This is a genomic window from Bacillus sp. LH1 (assembly GCF_057924895.1).
The window spans coordinates 4,999,336-5,017,680 of the sequence record NZ_CM175007.1 but is presented as its reverse complement, the minus strand read 5'-3'; the positions used below and the strand labels follow the sequence as shown (position 1 = coordinate 5,017,680).

Sequence of the window (18,345 nt, the reverse complement as noted above, 5' to 3'; positions counted from 1 at the left end):
AAGTGAGTAAGAGCAAGGATTTTATCGTTGTAAAAGGTGCTAGAGCACATAACTTAAAAAATATTGATGTAACCATTCCGAGAAATCAGCTTGTCGTTGTAACGGGATTGTCTGGTTCGGGGAAATCATCATTAGCATTTGATACGATTTATGCAGAAGGGCAGCGCAGATACGTAGAATCGTTATCTGCGTATGCGCGCCAGTTTTTAGGACAAATGGATAAGCCGGATGTGGACACGATTGAAGGATTGTCACCAGCAATTTCAATCGATCAAAAAACGACGAGTCGTAACCCACGTTCAACTGTCGGAACGGTAACGGAGATTTATGATTACTTACGTTTATTATTTGCACGAATTGGTACGCCAATTTGTCCGAATCATGGCATTGAAATTACGTCACAAACGGTAGAGCAGATGGTAGACCGTGTTCTTGAATATCCTGAACGTACGAAATTACAAGTGTTAGCGCCTATCGTTTCTGGGCGTAAAGGTGCGCATGTAAAAGTACTTGAAGATATTAAGAAGCAAGGATATGTTCGTGTTCGCGTTGACGGTGAAATGCTTGATGTATCTGAAGATATTGCGTTAGATAAAAACAAGAAGCATTCCATTGAAGTTGTAATTGACCGTATTGTTGTAAAAGAAGGAATCGCAAGCCGTCTTGCTGATTCACTTGAAAGTGCATTAAAGCTTGGCGGGGGACGAGTGTTAATCGATGTTATGGGAGAAGAGGAACTTCTGTTTAGCGAACATCACGCTTGTCCGCATTGTGGTTTTTCAATTGGAGAATTAGAGCCGCGTATGTTCTCATTCAATAGTCCGTTCGGAGCATGTCCTTCTTGTGATGGACTTGGTTCAAAGCTAGAGGTAGATTTAGAGCTTGTTATTCCTAACTGGGATTTATCATTAAATGAACATGCGATTGCGCCTTGGGAACCAACAAGTTCACAATATTACCCACAACTTTTACAATCTGTATGTAATCATTACGGCGTTGATATGGATGTGCCTGTAAAAAATATACCGAAAGATTTATTTGATAAAGTGTTGTACGGAAGCGGGGAAGAGAAAGTTTATTTCCGCTATGTAAATGAATTTGGTCAAGTAAAGGAAAATGAGATTTTATTTGAAGGTGTTATTCCAAACATTGAACGTCGTTATCGTGAAACGAGTTCCGATTACATTCGTGAGCAAATGGAAAAGTATATGGCAGAACAAGCTTGTCCAAAGTGTAAAGGTGGACGCTTAAAGCCTGAGAGTTTAGCTGTATTTGTTGGCAATAAAACGATTGCTGACGTAACGAAGTATTCAGTTCAAGAAGTACAAGAATTCTTCTCGAATGTAGAGCTAACGGAGAAGCAACAAAAAATAGCTCATTTAATTTTAAGAGAAATTCAGGAGCGCGTTGGGTTCTTAGTGAACGTTGGTTTAGATTATTTAACGTTAAGTCGTGCGGCTGGTACGTTATCAGGTGGTGAGGCGCAGCGTATTCGCTTAGCGACGCAAATTGGTTCTCGTCTAACTGGCGTACTTTATATTCTTGATGAGCCTTCAATTGGTTTACACCAGCGCGATAACGATCGTCTTATTCGTACATTGCAAGAAATGCGCGATTTAGGTAATACATTAATCGTTGTTGAGCATGATGAAGATACGATGATGGCTGCTGACTATTTACTTGATATAGGGCCTGGTGCAGGTATTCACGGTGGACAGGTCGTTTCAGCGGGGACACCGGCTGAAGTTATGCAAGATGAGAATTCATTAACAGGGAAGTATTTAAGTGGTAAAGAGTTTATTCCAGTTCCACTTGAAAGACGTAAAGGTGATGGACGTAAAGTAGAGATTGTCGGTGCAAAAGAGAATAATTTAAAGAACGCGAAAATGTCATTCCCGCTTGGTACGTTTGTAGCGGTAACGGGTGTATCTGGTTCTGGTAAAAGTACGATGATTAATGAAGTATTATATAAATCGTTAGCACAAAAGTTATATAAAGCGAAAGCAAAGCCAGGTACTCATAAAGAGATTAAAGGTCTTGAGCATTTAGATAAAGTAATCGATATTGATCAATCGCCAATCGGACGTACACCACGTTCAAATCCAGCAACGTATACAGGTGTATTCGATGATATTCGTGATGTGTTTGCCCAAACGAATGAAGCGAAAGTGCGCGGATATCAAAAAGGACGTTTCAGCTTTAACGTAAAAGGTGGCCGTTGTGAAGCGTGCCGTGGTGATGGAATTATTAAAATTGAAATGCATTTCCTACCAGATGTGTATGTTCCGTGTGAAGTTTGTCACGGTAAACGATATAATCGTGAAACGTTAGAAGTGAAATATAAAGATAAGAATATTTCTGAAGTGTTAGGGATGACAATTGAAGATGGAGTAGAATTCTTCGCCAATATTCCTAAAATTAAGCGTAAACTTCAAACGCTTGTAGATGTTGGGCTTGGTTATATGAAATTAGGTCAACCAGCAACAACGTTATCTGGTGGGGAAGCACAGCGTGTGAAATTAGCTTCTGAATTACACCGTCGTTCTACAGGTCGTACGTTATACATTTTAGATGAGCCAACGACTGGTTTGCATGCGCATGATATTGCACGTCTTCTAGAAGTGCTGCAACGTCTTGTTGAGAGCGGTGAGACGGTACTTGTAATTGAACATAATTTAGATGTAATTAAAACAGCTGATTATATCGTTGACCTTGGACCAGAGGGCGGAGATAAAGGTGGACAAATCGTTGCTTCAGGAACGCCAGAGCAAGTAGTGAAAGAAGAACGCTCATACACAGGTAAGTATTTAAAAGAGATTTTAAATCGTGATAAAGCAAGAATGAAAGAGAAAATAAAAGAAGTAGAGTTATCGCAATAAGTTTATTGATGAAAACCGAGTGGAAATGACGCTCGGTTTTTATTTTACGAGGAAAAACTGGTAAGCATGTTAGTAGGTATACAAGCATGAAAGATAGAATAAGTTGATATAAGTGTTTGTATCATACTTGCGTTTATTATCTATTAGCGTATGATGAAATATATATGTTTAAAAGGATGTGTAACGAAATGAGATGGATTGTATCACTTCTTGTAAATAGCGTTGTGTTAATCGCTGTATCGGGACTTTTAAAAGGGATTGCACCAGATGCATTTTACGTAGCAAATATACAAACTGCAATTATTGCGAGTATTATATTGGCGGTTTTAAATGTGTTCGTAAAGCCATTTTTAATTTTAATTACGCTACCAATTACTGTTGTAACTTTCGGCTTCTTCTTAATTGTTATTAATGCGATTACGTTAAAAATAGCAGATTCATTATTAGGAGATGCTTTTAATATATCAGGATTTGGTGTAGCGATTGTTGCGGCAATTTGTATTTCAATTTTTAATATGATAATTGAAAAGGCAATTGTTGAACCTCTATATGAAAAAAAGAGAAAGTGACAAAAAGAAAAACATTTCATTATTCGTATGAAATGTTTTTTTCTATTTATTAGAAACCGTATTTCTTGTTTCCAGAAAAAAATGGTACAATATCCGATAGAATGGAATTTTACATCAAACGAGACTGAACCCGCAGCGGAGTGGAGGTTTATACATATGCCGAAAGTAAGGACAAAAGATTTAATTGAACAATTTCAATTGGAGTTAATCAGTGGTGAAGAAGGCATTCATCGTCCGATTGATACAAGTGATTTATCACGACCTGGAATTGAAATGGCAGGATTTTTTACATATTATCCAGCAGATCGTGTGCAGCTTCTTGGAAAGACGGAGCTTACGTTCTTTGACACGTTAACGTCAGAGCAAAAACAAGAGAGAATGAAAGCGCTTTGTACTGAGGAGACGCCATGTATTATTGTAACTCGTAATCAAGATGTACCAGATGAGTTATTACAAGCATCACGTGAATCAGGTATGCCTTTATTACGTTCTTCTCAAACGACAACTAGATTATCAAGTCGTTTAACAAACTATTTAGAAGGTAAGTTAGCACCAACAACTGCTGTTCATGGTGTGTTAGTAGATATTTACGGTGTTGGTGTTTTAATTACAGGTCAAAGTGGTGTTGGTAAAAGTGAGACAGCTCTTGAGCTTGTAAAGCGTGGTCACCGTCTTGTTGCGGATGATAGTGTAGAAATTCGTCAAGAAGATGAAGACATGTTAGTCGGAAGCTCACCAGATTTAATCGAGCATTTATTAGAAATTCGTGGTCTAGGTATTATTAACGTTATGACGTTATTCGGTGCAGGGGCAGTACGAAATTATAAGCGTATTACACTTGTTATTAATCTTGAAATTTGGGATCAAAAGAAAAATTACGATCGCTTAGGTCTTGATGAAGAGAAGATGAAAATTATTGATACAGAGCTTACGAAGATTACACTTCCAGTTCGTCCTGGTCGAAACTTGGCTGTTATTATTGAAGTAGCAGCGATGAACTTCCGTTTAAAACGTATGGGAGTCAATGCAGCACAGCAGTTCTCTGAACGATTAATGAGTGCAATTGAGTTAGGAAATCAGGAGTAAACTTTGGAGAGGGAGGTCATATACATATGCTGTTAGCTTCTGTACCACAGCTTGACCGTGTAGCTATCCAACTTGGGCCGTTTCCTGTGTATTGGTACGGGATTATTATCGGTACAGGTGTGCTATTAGGTCTTTGGCTGGCAACTCGCGAGGGAGAAAGGCTAGGTATTCCAAAAGATACATTTGTTGACCTTGTATTAATTGCAGTACCGATCGCTATTCTTTTTGCGAGAATGTACTATGTTATTTTTGAATGGGAATATTACGCACAAAATCCGAGTCAAATTATTAATATTCGTCAAGGTGGTTTGGCGATTCATGGTGGTTTAATCGGGGCTGTTATTACAGGTGTTCTTTTTGCGAAACGACGCGGACTTTCTTTCTGGAAGTTGGCTGATATTGCTGCACCAAGTATTTTACTAGGACAAGCAATTGGCCGATGGGGAAACTTTATGAACCAAGAGGCGCATGGTGATGAAGTAACGAGACAGTTTTTAGAAGGTCTTCATTTACCGGATTTTATTATTAATCAAATGTATATTGAGGGTGTGTACTATCATCCGACGTTTTTATATGAATCATTATGGAATTTTGCAGGCGTAATTTTACTACTTGCATTAAGAAAAGTGAATTTACGTCGCGGGGAATTATTCTTCACATATTTAATTTGGTATTCAGTAGGACGCTTCTTCGTAGAAGGCTTACGTACAGATAGTTTAATGCTAGGACCACTTCGTATTGCACAAGTAATGTCAATTGGACTTGTTGTTATTTCTATTATTTTCATTATTGTGAGACGAAAAATGGGGCAAGCTGATAAAAGATATTTAGAAAATTAGAGACAAGTAGCATCTTATTATAAGATGCTGCTTCTTTCATATTCAGGAAGGCGAAAGGACTAAGGCGATGAGAATAAATACAGTTTTATTTGATTTAGATGGAACTTTAATTAATACAAACGAACTTATTATTTCTTCTTTTTTACATACTTTAAATACATATTATCCAAATCAATATAAGCGTGAAGATGTGTTGCCATTTATCGGTCCATCTTTGCATGATACTTTCAGTAAAATTGATGAAAGTAAGGTTGAAGAGATGATTACAAGTTATCGCGAATTTAACCATGATCATCATGATGAATTAGTAGAAGAATATGAAACTGTATATGAAACAGTTCGAGAGTTGAAGAAGCAAGGTTATAAAGTTGGTATTGTTACAACGAAAGCGAGACAAACCGTTGAGATGGGATTACAGTTGTCAAAGCTTGATGAATTTTTTGATGTTGTCGTGACAATTGATGATGTAGAGCATGTGAAACCACATCCAGAGCCACTTCAAAAAGCGCTTGAATTATTAGATGCAAAACCAGAAGAAGCATTGATGGTTGGGGATAATCATCATGATATTGTCGGTGGTCAAAATGCAGGGACGAAAACAGCTGCGGTTTCATGGACGTTGAAAGGTAGAGCGTATTTAGAGGCTTACAAGCCGGACTTTATGCTAGATAAAATGAGTGATTTGCTACCGATTTTGTCTAATATGAACCGTTCATAAAGGTCCAAGTAAGTTAGTAGAGGAGCGAGCTAAGTGCGACGGACAACGCGCTATCCTGTTTCAGGAGAAAATTCATTATGGAATGTGTATAAAACAGTGTCTTTTTGGAAGGTAATGAAAAACTTTATTATTATCCAAATTGCACGTTACACGCCATTTTTATCTGTGAAGAATTGGTTGTACCGCACTTTTTTACGGATGAAAGTAGGAAAGAAAACATCATTTGCGCTTATGGTAATGCCGGATATTATGTTCCCAGAAAAGATAACTGTGGGAGAGAATTCGATTATTGGCTATAACACAACGCTTTTAGCACATGAATATTTAATTCGTGAATATCGACTTGGGGAAATCGTTATTGGAAATGAAGTGATGATTGGAGCGAATGTAACAATATTACCAGGTGTGAAAATTGGAGACGGTGCGACTGTCTCAGCTGGCACACTTGTTCATAGAGATGTACCGAGCGGTGCTTTCGTAGGTGGAAATCCAATGCGTATTATTTATACGAAAGAGCAAATGACCGCCAGAGAAGGTTCATGGTGAAAATGTAACATTTCTCCTCTTTTTTTATGAATAAAAAGGAAATAATTGAGTATAATATACTGTTTTGTTTTTTACGGAATCGTTTATACTTATAGATAGAAGAATGTGTGAACGAAGAAAACAAAAAACTGGAGGATATATGGGGAAAAATCAAAGGATATATAAGGAGAACGGACAAGTTATCTCTTTTAATCAATTAGCGGACTTCTTTTATAAAAAAGGGATGAGAGCTTACAAAGGACAAAAATTGCAAGATGCAATTAAATATTTTCGAAGAGCGGCACAAAGTGAGAAGGAGCCGTTTATTTTATGTCAATTAGCAACAGTATTATCTGAGGCTGGTGAATATCAAGAGTCGAATCAAACCTTCTTAAAGTTAGTTAGATCTAATCCTGAACTTGAACAGTGCTATTATTTTATTGCAAATAATTATGCATATATGGGGTTATTTCAACAGGCGAAGAAATATGCGGATCGCTATTTAGAAGTTGCAAAAGAGAAGGAATTCGTAGAAGATACATTAGAACTTCTAGAGATTATGGAAGAAGAAGCAATGGGTGCGGAAGAGATTGAAGATGAAGATGATTTAATTGTTATGCAGGAAGAAGCGAATCGTTATATTCGTAATGGACAGTTAGAAGAAGCAATTGCTACATTAGAAATTGTTACGAAAGATTATCCGGAATTTTGGTCAGGTCATAATAATTTAGCCATTGCACATTTTCAATCGGGTAATGTAGACAAAGCGCTGAAGTTAACAGAAATGATTTTAGAGAAAAATCCTGGTAATATACATGCGCTTTGTAATACACTTATTTTTCTATATTCAATTGGAGAGCATAAACAAGTAGAAGCATTAGCGGGACAGCTAGTTTCAGTATATCCAATTTCATTTGAACATCGTTTGAAACTGGGAACTACACTTGCAACAATTGGTTATTTCGAGCATGCATATAAATGGTTCAAACTATTAAAGCGTCAAGGATATGAGGGAGACGTTAGTTTTTATTATTGGTTTGCATATTCTGCTTATATGGTGAAAGATCAGCAACTAGCTGAAAAAATGTGGCAATATGTCGTGGAATTGCATCCTGATAAAAAGGGAAAAGAACCGTGGAATGCGCTGAATTTAGCAGATGAAGGACAAAACATGTTATTTGAAGAATTACGAAAATCATTTCAGCAAAGTGCGACGCTAGAAGAACAAATGCTAGCTTTATATTTAATGAATGAATTGTCAACGCCGGAGAAGGTGGGATTCTTCTTTGATATAACGCAAGCGAAGAACGGTGTTCCCATCGTATCACAACTTGCAAAGTACTTCTTTTTACTTAATAGTCATAAGAGTATTCCAGCTGATTTACAGCAATTTGAGCAGTGCGCGAGAATCGCGGATGCATTATACAATTATACGAAAAAAGATGATGAATTAATTGAAGAGTGTTTACACTTTTGGTTTTGTACGTTCATACGTTTATATACATCTGGAGACATATTTACAAATGTGTACGGCTGGTCAGCTGCGATTGAATACATTGTACGCGGCGAACAAGGAAATAAAATGACACAGTCGGAGCTTGGAGATGTATATAATGTATCTGTAGCGACTGTCCGAAAGTATGTGCAAGCTGTTAAGCGTACGCACACATAAGATAAGCAAATCATTGGGAAAAAAATGATGCTAACAGTATAATGAGGGTAACTTAATTGTGTAGGAATGGATAGGAGTGAATAGTGTGTCAGAAGAAAAAATTTATGATGTCGTTATTATTGGTGCAGGACCAGCTGGTATGACAGCTGCAGTATATACATCTCGTGCAAATTTAAGCACATTAATGCTTGAGCGTGGTATTCCAGGTGGCCAAATGGCAAACACGGAAGATGTAGAAAACTACCCAGGTTATGAGTCTATTTTAGGACCAGATTTATCAAATAAAATGTTCGAGCATGCGAAGAAATTTGGTGCTGAATATGCATACGGTGATGTGAAAGAAGTCATCGATGGTAAGGAATACAAAACAATTATTGCTGGTAAAAAAGAATATAAAGCACGTGCAATTATCGTTGCAAGCGGTGCAGAGTATAAAAAAATTGGTGTACCGGGTGAAACAGAACTTGGCGGCCGCGGTGTATCATATTGTGCAGTATGTGACGGAGCATTCTTTAAAGGAAAAGAACTTATCGTAATTGGCGGCGGAGATTCTGCTGTTGAAGAGGGTGTGTTCTTAACGCGCTTCGCATCAAAAGTAACGATCGTTCACCGTCGTGACACGCTTCGTGCACAGAAAATTTTACAAGACCGTGCTTTCCAAAACGAAAAAGTAGATTTCATTTGGAACCACACGATAAAAGAAATCAACGAAGCAAGTGGTAAAGTAGGAAGTGTAACACTTGTGGACGTAAATAGTGGAGAAGAGAAAGAAGTCAAAACTGACGGCGTATTCGTATACATCGGTATGTTACCTTTATCAAAACCATTTGTTGAACTAGGTATTACAAATGAAAATGGTTACCTTGAAACGAACGAGCGTATGGAAACGAAAATTCCTGGTATTTTCGCAGCTGGTGATGTTCGTGAAAAAATGCTTCGTCAAATTGTAACTGCAACAGGTGACGGTAGTATTGCAGCGCAAAGTGCACAACATTACGTAGAAGAATTATTAGAGGAATTAAAAACTGTATCAGAAAAATAAGGGATAATATACCTTGTGAGAAGAAAGCTACCGACAGGAGCTTTCTTCTTTTTTTGTGTGAAAATGTCAAAGTTTTGTCAAAAAATATAAGGATTATAAGCTTTCTTATTGATATACTGGACTTTACGGAAAAAATCACTATAAGAAATGAGGAATTTATTCAGTATGGAATGGCGTAATATATATCGTGGATTTTGTATGGGCGTTAGTGATTTAATTCCTGGTGTGAGCGGCGGTACAATCGCTGTTGTGTTAGGGATTTATGAACAATTGCTTGCGGCAATTAGTGGATTCTTTAGTCGTGAATGGAAAAAACATTTAGGATTTTTAATTCCACTTGCAGCTGGTGTGGCAGCGGCATTTTTAACGTTAAGTCACGTTATTAAATATTTACTTGCAAATCATTATGAACCGACTCAATTTTTCTTCCTCGGTTTAATTATTAGTATATTACCGATGTTAATGAGGGAAGCTGATGCAAAGTCGTCGTTTAAAGGTAAGCACATCGTTTTATTAATAGTTGCAGCAATTCTTGTTGCGATTACAGCTTTCTTTAAACCAGATAAGGCAGCAGATCCAATTACGACGTTAACAATTTTAAATGCAATTGGTTTATTTTTCGCAGGATGGATGGCTAGTATGGCCATGCTGCTTCCTGGAATTAGTGGATCTTTTATTTTATTAATTATTGGTGTGTATCCAACAGCAATTAACGCTTTAACTACACTTAACTTACCTTTAATCGTGGTTATCGGTGCTGGTGTTATGGTTGGATTTGTTGTAAGTAGTAAAGGCATTAGTTTTTTATTAGATCGTTATAAAAGTATGACATTTGCGGCAATTATTGGACTTGTAATCGGTTCGATTGTAATTGTATTCCCTGGGATTCCGACTGGTGGATTTTCAATTATAAGTTCAATCATTACCTTTATTTTAGGATTTGCGATTGTTACTTATTTCGGTAAGAAATAAGGGCTTTAATCCCCTTGGCGATAAAAATCGTTAAGGGGATTTTTCATGCTATTCATTCAAAGTATAAGCATTTACATTGCTTGTTATAGAAAGCTTTTTTAAAATTGCTGAGTAGCATATGCTTAGCGAAAGAGGACTGGCTCCTTCGTTGTAGCAAACTGTTTTTGATAGTATAATGAAAGAAGTATGCAGTGAGAAATTTTACTGCAAGTAGCTGAGGTGAAGAAACATGCAAAGAGTGACAAACTGTGTGTTAATTAGAGATAATGAAGTACTCTTACTCCAAAAACCTCGCCGAAATTGGTGGGTTGCACCAGGCGGGAAAATGGAGCGTGGTGAGACTGTAAGAGATTCCGTTGTTCGCGAGTATCGTGAAGAAACAGGTATTTATTTGAAAAACCCAGCGTTAAAGGGGGTCTTCACCTTTGTCATCCAAGAAGGTGATAAAGTTGTTTCTGAATGGATGATGTTCTCCTTTTTAGCGACAGATTTTGCAGGAGAAAACAAACTAGAGAGCGAAGAAGGCATCATTGGTTGGCATACATTTGATAAAATTGATGATTTAGCAATGGCGCCAGGAGATTATCACATTATTGATTATTTAATTAAAGGAAATGGCATAATCTACGGTACATTTGTATATACCCCAGATTTTGAGTTGCTTTCATATCGATTAGATCCGAGTTAAACCGTCAAGGAGAGGATACAATGACAGAGAATAATGATATAAAAATGGTAATTATTACAGGGATGTCTGGAGCCGGAAAAACAGTAGCTTTACAAAGTTTTGAAGATTTAGGATATTTTTGTGTGGATAATTTACCACCGATGTTATTGCCAAAGTTTATTGAGCTTATGGCGGATTCAAAAGGGAAAATGAATAAAGTGGCACTTGGTATTGATTTACGTGGCCGCGAGTTTTTCGAACATTTATGGGGAGCACTTGATGATTTATCAGAACGTACATGGATTATTCCTCATATTTTATTTTTAGATGCGAAAGATAGTACGCTTGTAACTCGTTATAAAGAAACGAGACGTTCGCATCCACTTGCACCAACTGGTTTGCCGTTAAAGGGAATCGAAGCAGAGCGTAATTTATTAACAGATATGAAGGCACGAGCGAATATTGTGCTTGATACATCGGATTTAAAACCGAAAGAATTACGTGAAAAAATTGTTCACTTGTTCTCAACAGAAACTGAGCAAGCATTTCGTGTAAATGTTATGTCATTTGGATTTAAGTACGGTATTCCAATTGATGCAGATTTAGTATTTGATGTTCGTTTTTTACCAAATCCATATTACATTCCACATATGAAGCCATTAACAGGACTAGATGAAGAAGTTTCTTCGTATGTACTGAAATTTAATGAGACACATAAGTTTTTAGAGAAGTTGACGGATCTGATTACTTTCATGCTGCCTCATTATAAAAGAGAAGGCAAAAGTCAACTTGTAATTGCAATTGGATGTACAGGTGGACAGCATCGTTCTGTTACGCTTACAGAATACCTTGGGAAACATTTGAAACCAGAGTATAGTGTTCATGTATCTCATCGTGATGTGGAGAAGAGAAAGGGCCATTAAGGGATGAAAAAAGAGAGAAAGCCTAAAATTGTCATCATGGGAGGCGGAACTGGACTCTCTGTTTTATTAAGGGGATTAAAGCAATATCCTGTTGATATTACAGCAGTTGTTACAATTGCTGATGATGGTGGCAGTTCGGGTAGATTACGTGATGAGCTAGAAATTCCACCTCCAGGTGACATCCGTAACGTACTTGTTGCGTTATCGGATGTAGAGCCACTGGTGGAAGCTTTATTTCAGCACCGTTTCACAACAGGAGACGGACTGAAAGGTCATGCGTTAGGAAATCTATTGTTGGCAGGTATGACCTCGATTACAGGAGACTTTTTCCATGCAATTACAGAAACAAGTAAAGTATTAAATGTCAGAGGACGTGTATTACCAGCAGCGAATCAAAGTGCGGTACTTCATGCGGAACTTGAAGATGGGGAAATTGTAACAGGTGAATCAAAGATTCCTTATTACGGAAAGAAGATTAATCGTGTCTTTTTAACTCCAGAAGATGTAGAGCCATTGCATGAAACGTTGGCTGAGATTAAACGAGCTGATTTACTTGTTTTCGGTCCTGGAAGTTTGTATACGAGTATATTGCCCAATTTAGTTGTTAACAAAATTGGAGACGCTGTTCTTGCTGCAAAGGCGAAGAAGGTATATGTATGTAACGTTATGACACAAGCGGGTGAAACGATGGGATATACTGCTTTTGATCATGTGCAGGCGTTACACGATCATTTAGGGCAACCATTTATCAATACTGCAATTGTAAATAACCGTGAGATTCCTTGTGAATTACGCAAGTCATATGAGGAAGAAATGTCTACACCAGTTGTAGTGGATGAAGAACGTTTTGTTGAAAATAATATTGATGTTATTCAAGAGGGATTAGCGAAGTATGATGATCATGTTGTAAGGCATGATACGTTAAAGTTAGCGTCCATTTTATATTCATTGTTATAAATATGCGTTGCCTCGTTTGAGGTAGCGCTCCTCATTCATATAGGACAAGAATTTTGTTCCATAATAATCGTATAAGGAGGTGTTGACTGTGTCATTTGCATCAGAAACAAAGAAAGAGTTGACGAATCTTGAGATGAAGGAATGCTGTGAGAAAGCAGAATTATCAGCGTTACTTCGAATGAACGGGTCGCTTTCTTTTTCAAACCGTCGTCTATCTATCGATATTCAAACGGAAAATGCGGCAATTGCAAGAAGGATTTATACGCTTTTGAAAAAAGGATATGACGTGACGGTAGAATTGCTTGTCCGTAAAAAAATGCGCTTGAAGAAAAATAATGTATATATTGTGCGGCTTGTTGAGAAGTCTCGCGAAATATTAGCTGATCTTCATATCGTTCGAGATGACTTTTCATTTATTCGAAATATATCACAAGAATTGATTGAGAAGAAATGTTGTAAACGATCGTACTTACGTGGCGCATTTTTAGCAGGTGGTTCAGTAAATAACCCAGAAACATCATCTTATCATTTAGAAATCTTTTCGTTATATAAGGAACATAATGATGCTATATGTGAACTGATGAACGGATTTGATTTAAATAGTAAGACGTTGGAAAGAAGAAAAGGGTACATTACGTATTTGAAAGAAGCAGAAAAAATTACAGAGTTTTTAAATATTATAGGTGCTCATAATGCACTTTTAAGATTTGAAGATATTCGAATCGTACGTGATATGCGTAATTCTGTAAATCGTTTAGTGAACTGCGAAACAGCTAATTTAAATAAAACAATTGGTGCAGCACTAAGACAGATTGAAAATATTCGTTATATTGATGAGACAGTTGGTCTTGATATTTTGCCGGATAAATTACAGGAGATTGCACAATTACGAAGAGATTATCAAGATGTAACATTGAAAGAGTTAGGTGAGATGGTATCCGGGGGGAAGATTAGTAAGTCGGGTATTAATCATCGTTTGCGTAAAATCGATGAAATCGCAGAGAAATTACGCGCGGGGGAAACGTTAGTAAAAAAATAAGAGGTTAAAGGGGAAATGGAGCTGTGGTTCAAAAACGAGTTCAGGTTTCATTAAAAAACGGTTTACAAGCACGTCCGGCTGCGTTGTTTGTACAAGAGGCAAATCGCTTTCATGCAGATATCTTCATCGAGAAAGATGGAAAGACAGTAAATGCAAAGAGCATAATGGGGATTATGAGCTTAGCAATTGGAACTGGAAGCATGATAACAATTACAACAGAAGGTTCAGATGCAGAAGAGGCTTTAGAAGCATTAGCTGCATATGTACAATAAGAAGCTATCGCGTATATGCGATAGCTTTTTTGTTTTGTTGTTTGTGCGGATTAGCGGGGAGGGGTATTTAGCTGGTTTGTCCTTGTCGGAGATTGTCGGTAAATCGATATGTTGTGTCGAACCGTTGATATATTAAAAAAATCGTTGATATAATTTAAGTTTTGTTCGATATAATTGAAAAATCGTTGATATATTTAGGTGAATACCAGGGTGGGTATCCAGAAGGAGGTGCATGATAATAAAAAAGCACCCTGTAATAGGGCGCTTTTTTATGTATCCAGCTCCAGCGGCTAGAATCTCCGGTCGCTTCGCCCCTTCATTCGAGGCAAAAAGCGCCTCGGAATCAGGTGCTCCATCGCCCTGTGATTCTGAACGAGCCGCTTCCGCTTTTAAGTATTAACGATTTGTAAAGATCTTATCGATTAAACCGTATTCTAAAGCTTTTTCTGCTGTCATGAAGTTGTCGCGGTCTGTGTCGCGTTGTAGTACTTCAAGTGGTTGACCAGTGCGGTCAGCAAGAATTTGGTTTAGTTTTTCACGTAAGAATAGGATACGTTTTGCAGCGATTTCGATTTCAGTCGCTTGACCTTGTGCTCCACCAAGTGGTTGGTGAATCATTACTTCACTGTTTGGAAGTGCGTAACGTTTTCCTTTTTCACCTGCTGCAAGTAAGAATGCACCCATAGATGCAGCCATACCGATACAGATTGTTGATACTTGTGGTTTAATAAACTGCATTGTATCATAGATTGCCATACCCGCTGTGATAGAACCACCAGGGCTGTTGATGTAGATGTGAATATCTTTTTCTGGATCTTGAGATTCCAAGAATAAAAGCTGGGAAACGATTGAGTTAGCTACGTTGTCATCAATTGCACTACCAAGCATAATGATGCGGTCTTTTAATAGTCGAGAGTAAATATCGTAAGCGCGTTCTCCACGATTTGTTTGTTCAATTACTGTAGGAATTAAATTCATCTGTTATTTCCTCCTTATAAAGCTTTCTTAGTCTTATAATACAATTATGGTCAATAAAGGTCAAACGAAACCACTTTAAATCAAAAAAATATGTAGTTGTACCATGAAATATTCGCTATGTTTTCGAAATTCCCTGCTTATGTATCTTCAACATCATAACCGAATTACATAAATTTAAACGTTACGAAAACTGGAGAAAAAAGAAAAGAACGCCTTTTAACTGAAGCGTTCTTTCGATAATTAGTCTTTTAAAAGATAGGTTACTTTATTTAAAATCTTTTCGATTTGTTTCGCGTTTTTACTATACATTTCGCTTGCTGACTTCGACTTTGTTTCTAGGGAAAATAGTTCAAGATCAGCATGACATTTTTTTAAAGATGCTAATAATAAAGGTTTGTTTTGAGGAGAAGGCATTTGGAGTTTGTCATTGTAAATGTCGATAGTAAGTTGTCCGTATGAATCCACTTGACCAAGGAAGACATTTTCAATAACAACACCGATTTTTTCTAATTCTGAATGTAGCCAAGCGCGGTTATGTCCGCTTGCTGAAAGAGGTTCATCTAGTACATTTCCATCCATAATAACAGTTTGTGGTTCTTTTTCATTTGGCACTTTTAAACCGAGATCTTTTGCTGTAAGTGGCTGAGAATCTTTCTTTAATAGTACATTTAATTCTCCACTCGGTTCTAAGACCGCAAATTCGACTTCCGCTATACTGAATGCACCATTTCCTCTAAGAAGTTCAAGTAACTCATCACTTGTATATTTCTCTTTCTTTAAGTTATCCTCAAGTACTTTTCCGTCTTTTATTAGCACTGTCGATTTTCCTTCAAAGAAATCTCTAGCGGCTTTGTTTTTTAAGGAAAGAATGCCAACAAAAAAAGGTACCGAGGCGAAAATAAGTATTGCAAAGACGCCGTGGAAAAATTTTGAATCAAGCCCTGTAGATACTTGGGCAGCGATGTCACCGATTGTCATTCCCGCTATGTATTCAAAAAAGGAAAGTTGAGAGATTTGCCTTTTTCCTAAGCACTTTGTAATAGTGAATAAAATAATTAATATGAATACAGAGCGAAGGATGACAAGTGTCCATTCCGGTAGGTGAGACATAGTCATTTCCTCCAGTCTACTTAAAACCCTTTATATTGAGGTTCTTCACGTTCTAATACTGAAACTCTATCCTGTAAATCAGCGATGACACTGTCCATTTCTAACATACATTCATGAAATACGCGTTTTGCTTCATCGTCTGTAGAGTTTAGCGAAAGGGAACTTAAGCTTGCTTGAGCTCCTCTTACACTAGCAAGGCAAGTTTTTACGCTAGAGATAACAGTCATATAAACACCTCTTATCCTTTCGGTTTGAATAATAATGCTCCAATGAAGCCGAAAATAATAGCTGCTGATACACCGGCGCTCGTTACTTTAAACATGCCGGTAATAACGCCAACGATGCCATGTTTTGCAGCTTCTTCCATTGCGCCATGAACGAGGGCATTACCAAAGCTTGTAATAGGTACAGTTGCCCCGGCTCCAGCGAAATCAATTAATGGCTCATACAAATTAAATCCATCTAATATAGCTCCAGCAACAACGAGTGTTGCCATTGTATGAGCGGGTGTTAGTTTGCCGACATCAAACATAAGTTGGCCGATTACACATATGAGTCCGCCAATGACGAAAGCCCAGAAAAAAATCATTGCGTTGCACCTCCAAATTCAATCGAAACGGCATGAGCGATACACGGAATCGTTTCTTCTTGTTGGAATGTAAGTGGAGATAGTAAAGCGCCTGTCGCAACGACAAGTATTTTTTTGAACTCTCCTCTTTTCATTCGGTTTAATAAATGACCGTACACGACTGTTGCGGAACATCCAGGCCCACTAGCACCAGCTATGACAGGTTGTCCTTCTCTATAAATGATAATTCCGCAATCTTGAAATTGTTCGCTCGTTACTTTCGTTCCGTGTTTATGTAGTAAGTCATAAGCAATTTCGCGTCCTACATGTCCGAGATCGCCTGTTACGATTAAATCGTAGTAAGAGGCATCAATTTGGCGTTCACGTAAATGGGCTTCAATTGTATCAACTGCAGCTGGAGCCATTGCACCTCCCATATTAAACGGATCCGTTAATCCCATATCAACAACTCGCCCAATCGTTGCAGATGTTACTCTTGGACCATGGCCAGTATCGCTTAAAATAGCGGCTCCTGCTCCGGTTACTGTCCACTGTGCAGTAGGCGGCTTTTGTCCACCGTATTCAGTAGGGTAGCGGAATTGTTTTTCTACAGCAGTATTATGGCTTGAAGCTCCAGTTAATAAATATTTTGCACCTTTTGCATTTACGATACTTGCTCCAAGTGCTAAACCTTCCATAGAAGTAGAGCAAGCCCCGAATAATCCGAGATAAGGAGTGCCCAGTGTGCGGCAAGCAAAGCTTGTTGGAGTGATTTGATTAATTAAATCTCCTGCGAGTACGAATTGAATATCGTCTTTACGAAGTTCTGCTTTTTCAGTAGCGCGGCTACAAGCTTCTTCGAATAAAATTTTATGTGCTTTTTCATAGGAATCTTGTCCAAGCCATAAATCTTCATGAAGGATATCGAAGTCTTCTGGGATGTTCCCCTTTGCTTCAAATGGTCCACCGACAACCCCTGTTGAGATAATGACTGGTTTGTTTTCAAATACCCACGTTCGGTGTCCTTGTAACATTTATAGCCCTCCCCATTGAACGAGAATCGTTTTAATAAGTGCGATGACGAAAGCGGAAAATACACCAAATAAAATAACAGAACCAGCTAGTTTAAACATATTGCCGCCAACGCCAAGGACAAATCCTTCCGTTCGATGCTCAATACATGCGGCAATAACAGAGTTACCAAATCCAGTAACAGGTACAGCTGTGCCAGCACCAGCAAACTGCCCAAAACGATCGTATATACCAAATCCAGTTAGTAACATGGAGATGAAAATAAGAGTTGCGACTGTCGGATTGCCTGCTGAGCGTTCAGTGAAATCAAAATATGTGATATAAAAAGTAGAAATGAGTTGTCCGATGAAGCAAATAAAACCACCGACGAAAAAGGCTTTTATACAATTTTTTAAGACAGGTCTTTTCGGTTCGCGTTCTTGTTCGAATTTTTTATACTCCTGTTGTACAGGGGTTAAGTTTTTATCTTTACTAGACATTGCAATCCTTCCTTTTCT

Annotated in this window: 20 protein-coding genes; 14 read left to right on the top strand and 6 right to left on the bottom strand. The window is 37.8% G+C overall.

The window, feature by feature from the left end; translation table 11 throughout:
- Window positions 1-2 precede the first annotated feature (2 nt).
- The 14 genes from uvrA to ACX9TM_RS25975 all read left to right on the top strand — a co-directional run bounded on the left by uvrA (window position 3) and on the right by ACX9TM_RS25975 (window position 14,160).
- Window positions 3-2,879 carry an excinuclease ABC subunit UvrA gene (uvrA, locus tag ACX9TM_RS26040; protein WP_000045572.1) on the top strand — a complete coding sequence of 959 codons (2,877 nt, stop codon included), beginning with the start codon at window positions 3-5 and terminating at the stop codon, window positions 2,877-2,879.
- Window positions 2,880-3,067: 188 nt separating this feature from the next.
- Window positions 3,068-3,448: a phage holin family protein gene (locus ACX9TM_RS26035; protein ID WP_001267308.1), complete on the top strand. Its 381-nt coding sequence runs from the start codon at window positions 3,068-3,070 to the stop codon at window positions 3,446-3,448.
- Between the two features lie 156 nt (window positions 3,449-3,604).
- Window positions 3,605-4,534 carry an HPr(Ser) kinase/phosphatase gene (hprK, locus tag ACX9TM_RS26030; RefSeq protein WP_001127250.1) on the top strand — a complete coding sequence of 310 codons (930 nt, stop codon included), beginning with the start codon at window positions 3,605-3,607 and terminating at the stop codon, window positions 4,532-4,534.
- Between the two features lie 26 nt (window positions 4,535-4,560).
- Complete coding sequence (gene lgt, locus ACX9TM_RS26025) at window positions 4,561-5,373, top strand: prolipoprotein diacylglyceryl transferase (protein ID WP_000922849.1); 813 nt, start codon at window positions 4,561-4,563, stop codon at window positions 5,371-5,373.
- A 67-nt stretch (window positions 5,374-5,440) separates the two neighbouring features.
- Window positions 5,441-6,091, top strand: coding sequence for a pyrophosphatase PpaX (gene ppaX, locus ACX9TM_RS26020; protein ID WP_001222403.1), 651 nt, complete (start codon window positions 5,441-5,443; stop codon window positions 6,089-6,091).
- Window positions 6,092-6,124: 33 nt separating this feature from the next.
- Window positions 6,125-6,637, top strand: a complete 513-nt coding sequence (locus ACX9TM_RS26015; RefSeq protein ID WP_001255070.1) for an acyltransferase — start codon at window positions 6,125-6,127, stop codon at window positions 6,635-6,637.
- A gap of 139 nt (window positions 6,638-6,776) precedes the next feature.
- Window positions 6,777-8,288 carry a tetratricopeptide repeat protein gene (locus ACX9TM_RS26010; protein WP_000517739.1) on the top strand — a complete coding sequence of 504 codons (1,512 nt, stop codon included), beginning with the start codon at window positions 6,777-6,779 and terminating at the stop codon, window positions 8,286-8,288.
- An 85-nt stretch (window positions 8,289-8,373) separates the two neighbouring features.
- Window positions 8,374-9,330 (top strand): thioredoxin-disulfide reductase, encoded by a 957-nt coding sequence (gene trxB / locus ACX9TM_RS26005; RefSeq protein WP_001288078.1) that lies wholly within the window; start codon window positions 8,374-8,376, stop codon window positions 9,328-9,330.
- Between the two features lie 165 nt (window positions 9,331-9,495).
- Window positions 9,496-10,302 carry a DUF368 domain-containing protein gene (locus ACX9TM_RS26000; protein WP_000455196.1) on the top strand — a complete coding sequence of 269 codons (807 nt, stop codon included), beginning with the start codon at window positions 9,496-9,498 and terminating at the stop codon, window positions 10,300-10,302.
- A 229-nt stretch (window positions 10,303-10,531) separates the two neighbouring features.
- Window positions 10,532-10,990, top strand: coding sequence for an NUDIX hydrolase (locus tag ACX9TM_RS25995; protein ID WP_001190080.1), 459 nt, complete (start codon window positions 10,532-10,534; stop codon window positions 10,988-10,990).
- 20 nt (window positions 10,991-11,010) lie between these two features.
- Complete coding sequence (rapZ, locus tag ACX9TM_RS25990) at window positions 11,011-11,892, top strand: RNase adapter RapZ (RefSeq protein ID WP_000138459.1); 882 nt, start codon at window positions 11,011-11,013, stop codon at window positions 11,890-11,892.
- 3 nt (window positions 11,893-11,895) lie between these two features.
- Window positions 11,896-12,849 (top strand): gluconeogenesis factor YvcK family protein, encoded by a 954-nt coding sequence (locus ACX9TM_RS25985; protein ID WP_000712188.1) that lies wholly within the window; start codon window positions 11,896-11,898, stop codon window positions 12,847-12,849.
- An 88-nt stretch (window positions 12,850-12,937) separates the two neighbouring features.
- A complete protein-coding gene (gene whiA, locus ACX9TM_RS25980) occupies window positions 12,938-13,888 on the top strand; it encodes a DNA-binding protein WhiA (RefSeq protein WP_000006558.1) in 951 nt (316 codons plus the stop codon).
- 23 nt (window positions 13,889-13,911) lie between these two features.
- Window positions 13,912-14,160 (top strand): HPr family phosphocarrier protein, encoded by a 249-nt coding sequence (locus tag ACX9TM_RS25975; protein ID WP_000250307.1) that lies wholly within the window; start codon window positions 13,912-13,914, stop codon window positions 14,158-14,160.
- A 396-nt stretch (window positions 14,161-14,556) separates the two neighbouring features.
- Here ACX9TM_RS25975 and clpP read toward each other — a convergent pair whose 3' ends face one another.
- From clpP to spoVAC, 6 genes are all read right to left on the bottom strand, one after another.
- Window positions 14,557-15,138, bottom strand: a complete 582-nt coding sequence (gene clpP / locus ACX9TM_RS25970; RefSeq protein ID WP_001049162.1) for an ATP-dependent Clp endopeptidase proteolytic subunit ClpP — start codon at window positions 15,136-15,138, stop codon at window positions 14,557-14,559.
- Between the two features lie 240 nt (window positions 15,139-15,378).
- Entirely contained in the window at window positions 15,379-16,248 is an 870-nt protein-coding gene (locus ACX9TM_RS25965) for a DUF421 domain-containing protein (protein ID WP_065212327.1), read from the bottom strand.
- A 20-nt stretch (window positions 16,249-16,268) separates the two neighbouring features.
- On the bottom strand, window positions 16,269-16,475 hold the full coding sequence (locus ACX9TM_RS25960) for a DUF1657 domain-containing protein (protein ID WP_050279609.1): 207 nt from the start codon (window positions 16,473-16,475) through the stop codon (window positions 16,269-16,271).
- 11 nt (window positions 16,476-16,486) lie between these two features.
- Window positions 16,487-16,837 carry a stage V sporulation protein AE gene (spoVAE, locus tag ACX9TM_RS25955; RefSeq protein WP_000575919.1) on the bottom strand — a complete coding sequence of 117 codons (351 nt, stop codon included), beginning with the start codon at window positions 16,835-16,837 and terminating at the stop codon, window positions 16,487-16,489.
- Window positions 16,834-17,850 carry a stage V sporulation protein AD gene (spoVAD, locus tag ACX9TM_RS25950; protein ID WP_000938972.1) on the bottom strand — a complete coding sequence of 339 codons (1,017 nt, stop codon included), beginning with the start codon at window positions 17,848-17,850 and terminating at the stop codon, window positions 16,834-16,836. The genes spoVAE and spoVAD overlap by 4 nt, the downstream gene beginning before the upstream one ends.
- Entirely contained in the window at window positions 17,851-18,327 is a 477-nt protein-coding gene (gene spoVAC / locus ACX9TM_RS25945) for a stage V sporulation protein AC (protein ID WP_000095399.1), read from the bottom strand.
- Window positions 18,328-18,345: the final 18 nt, after the last annotated feature.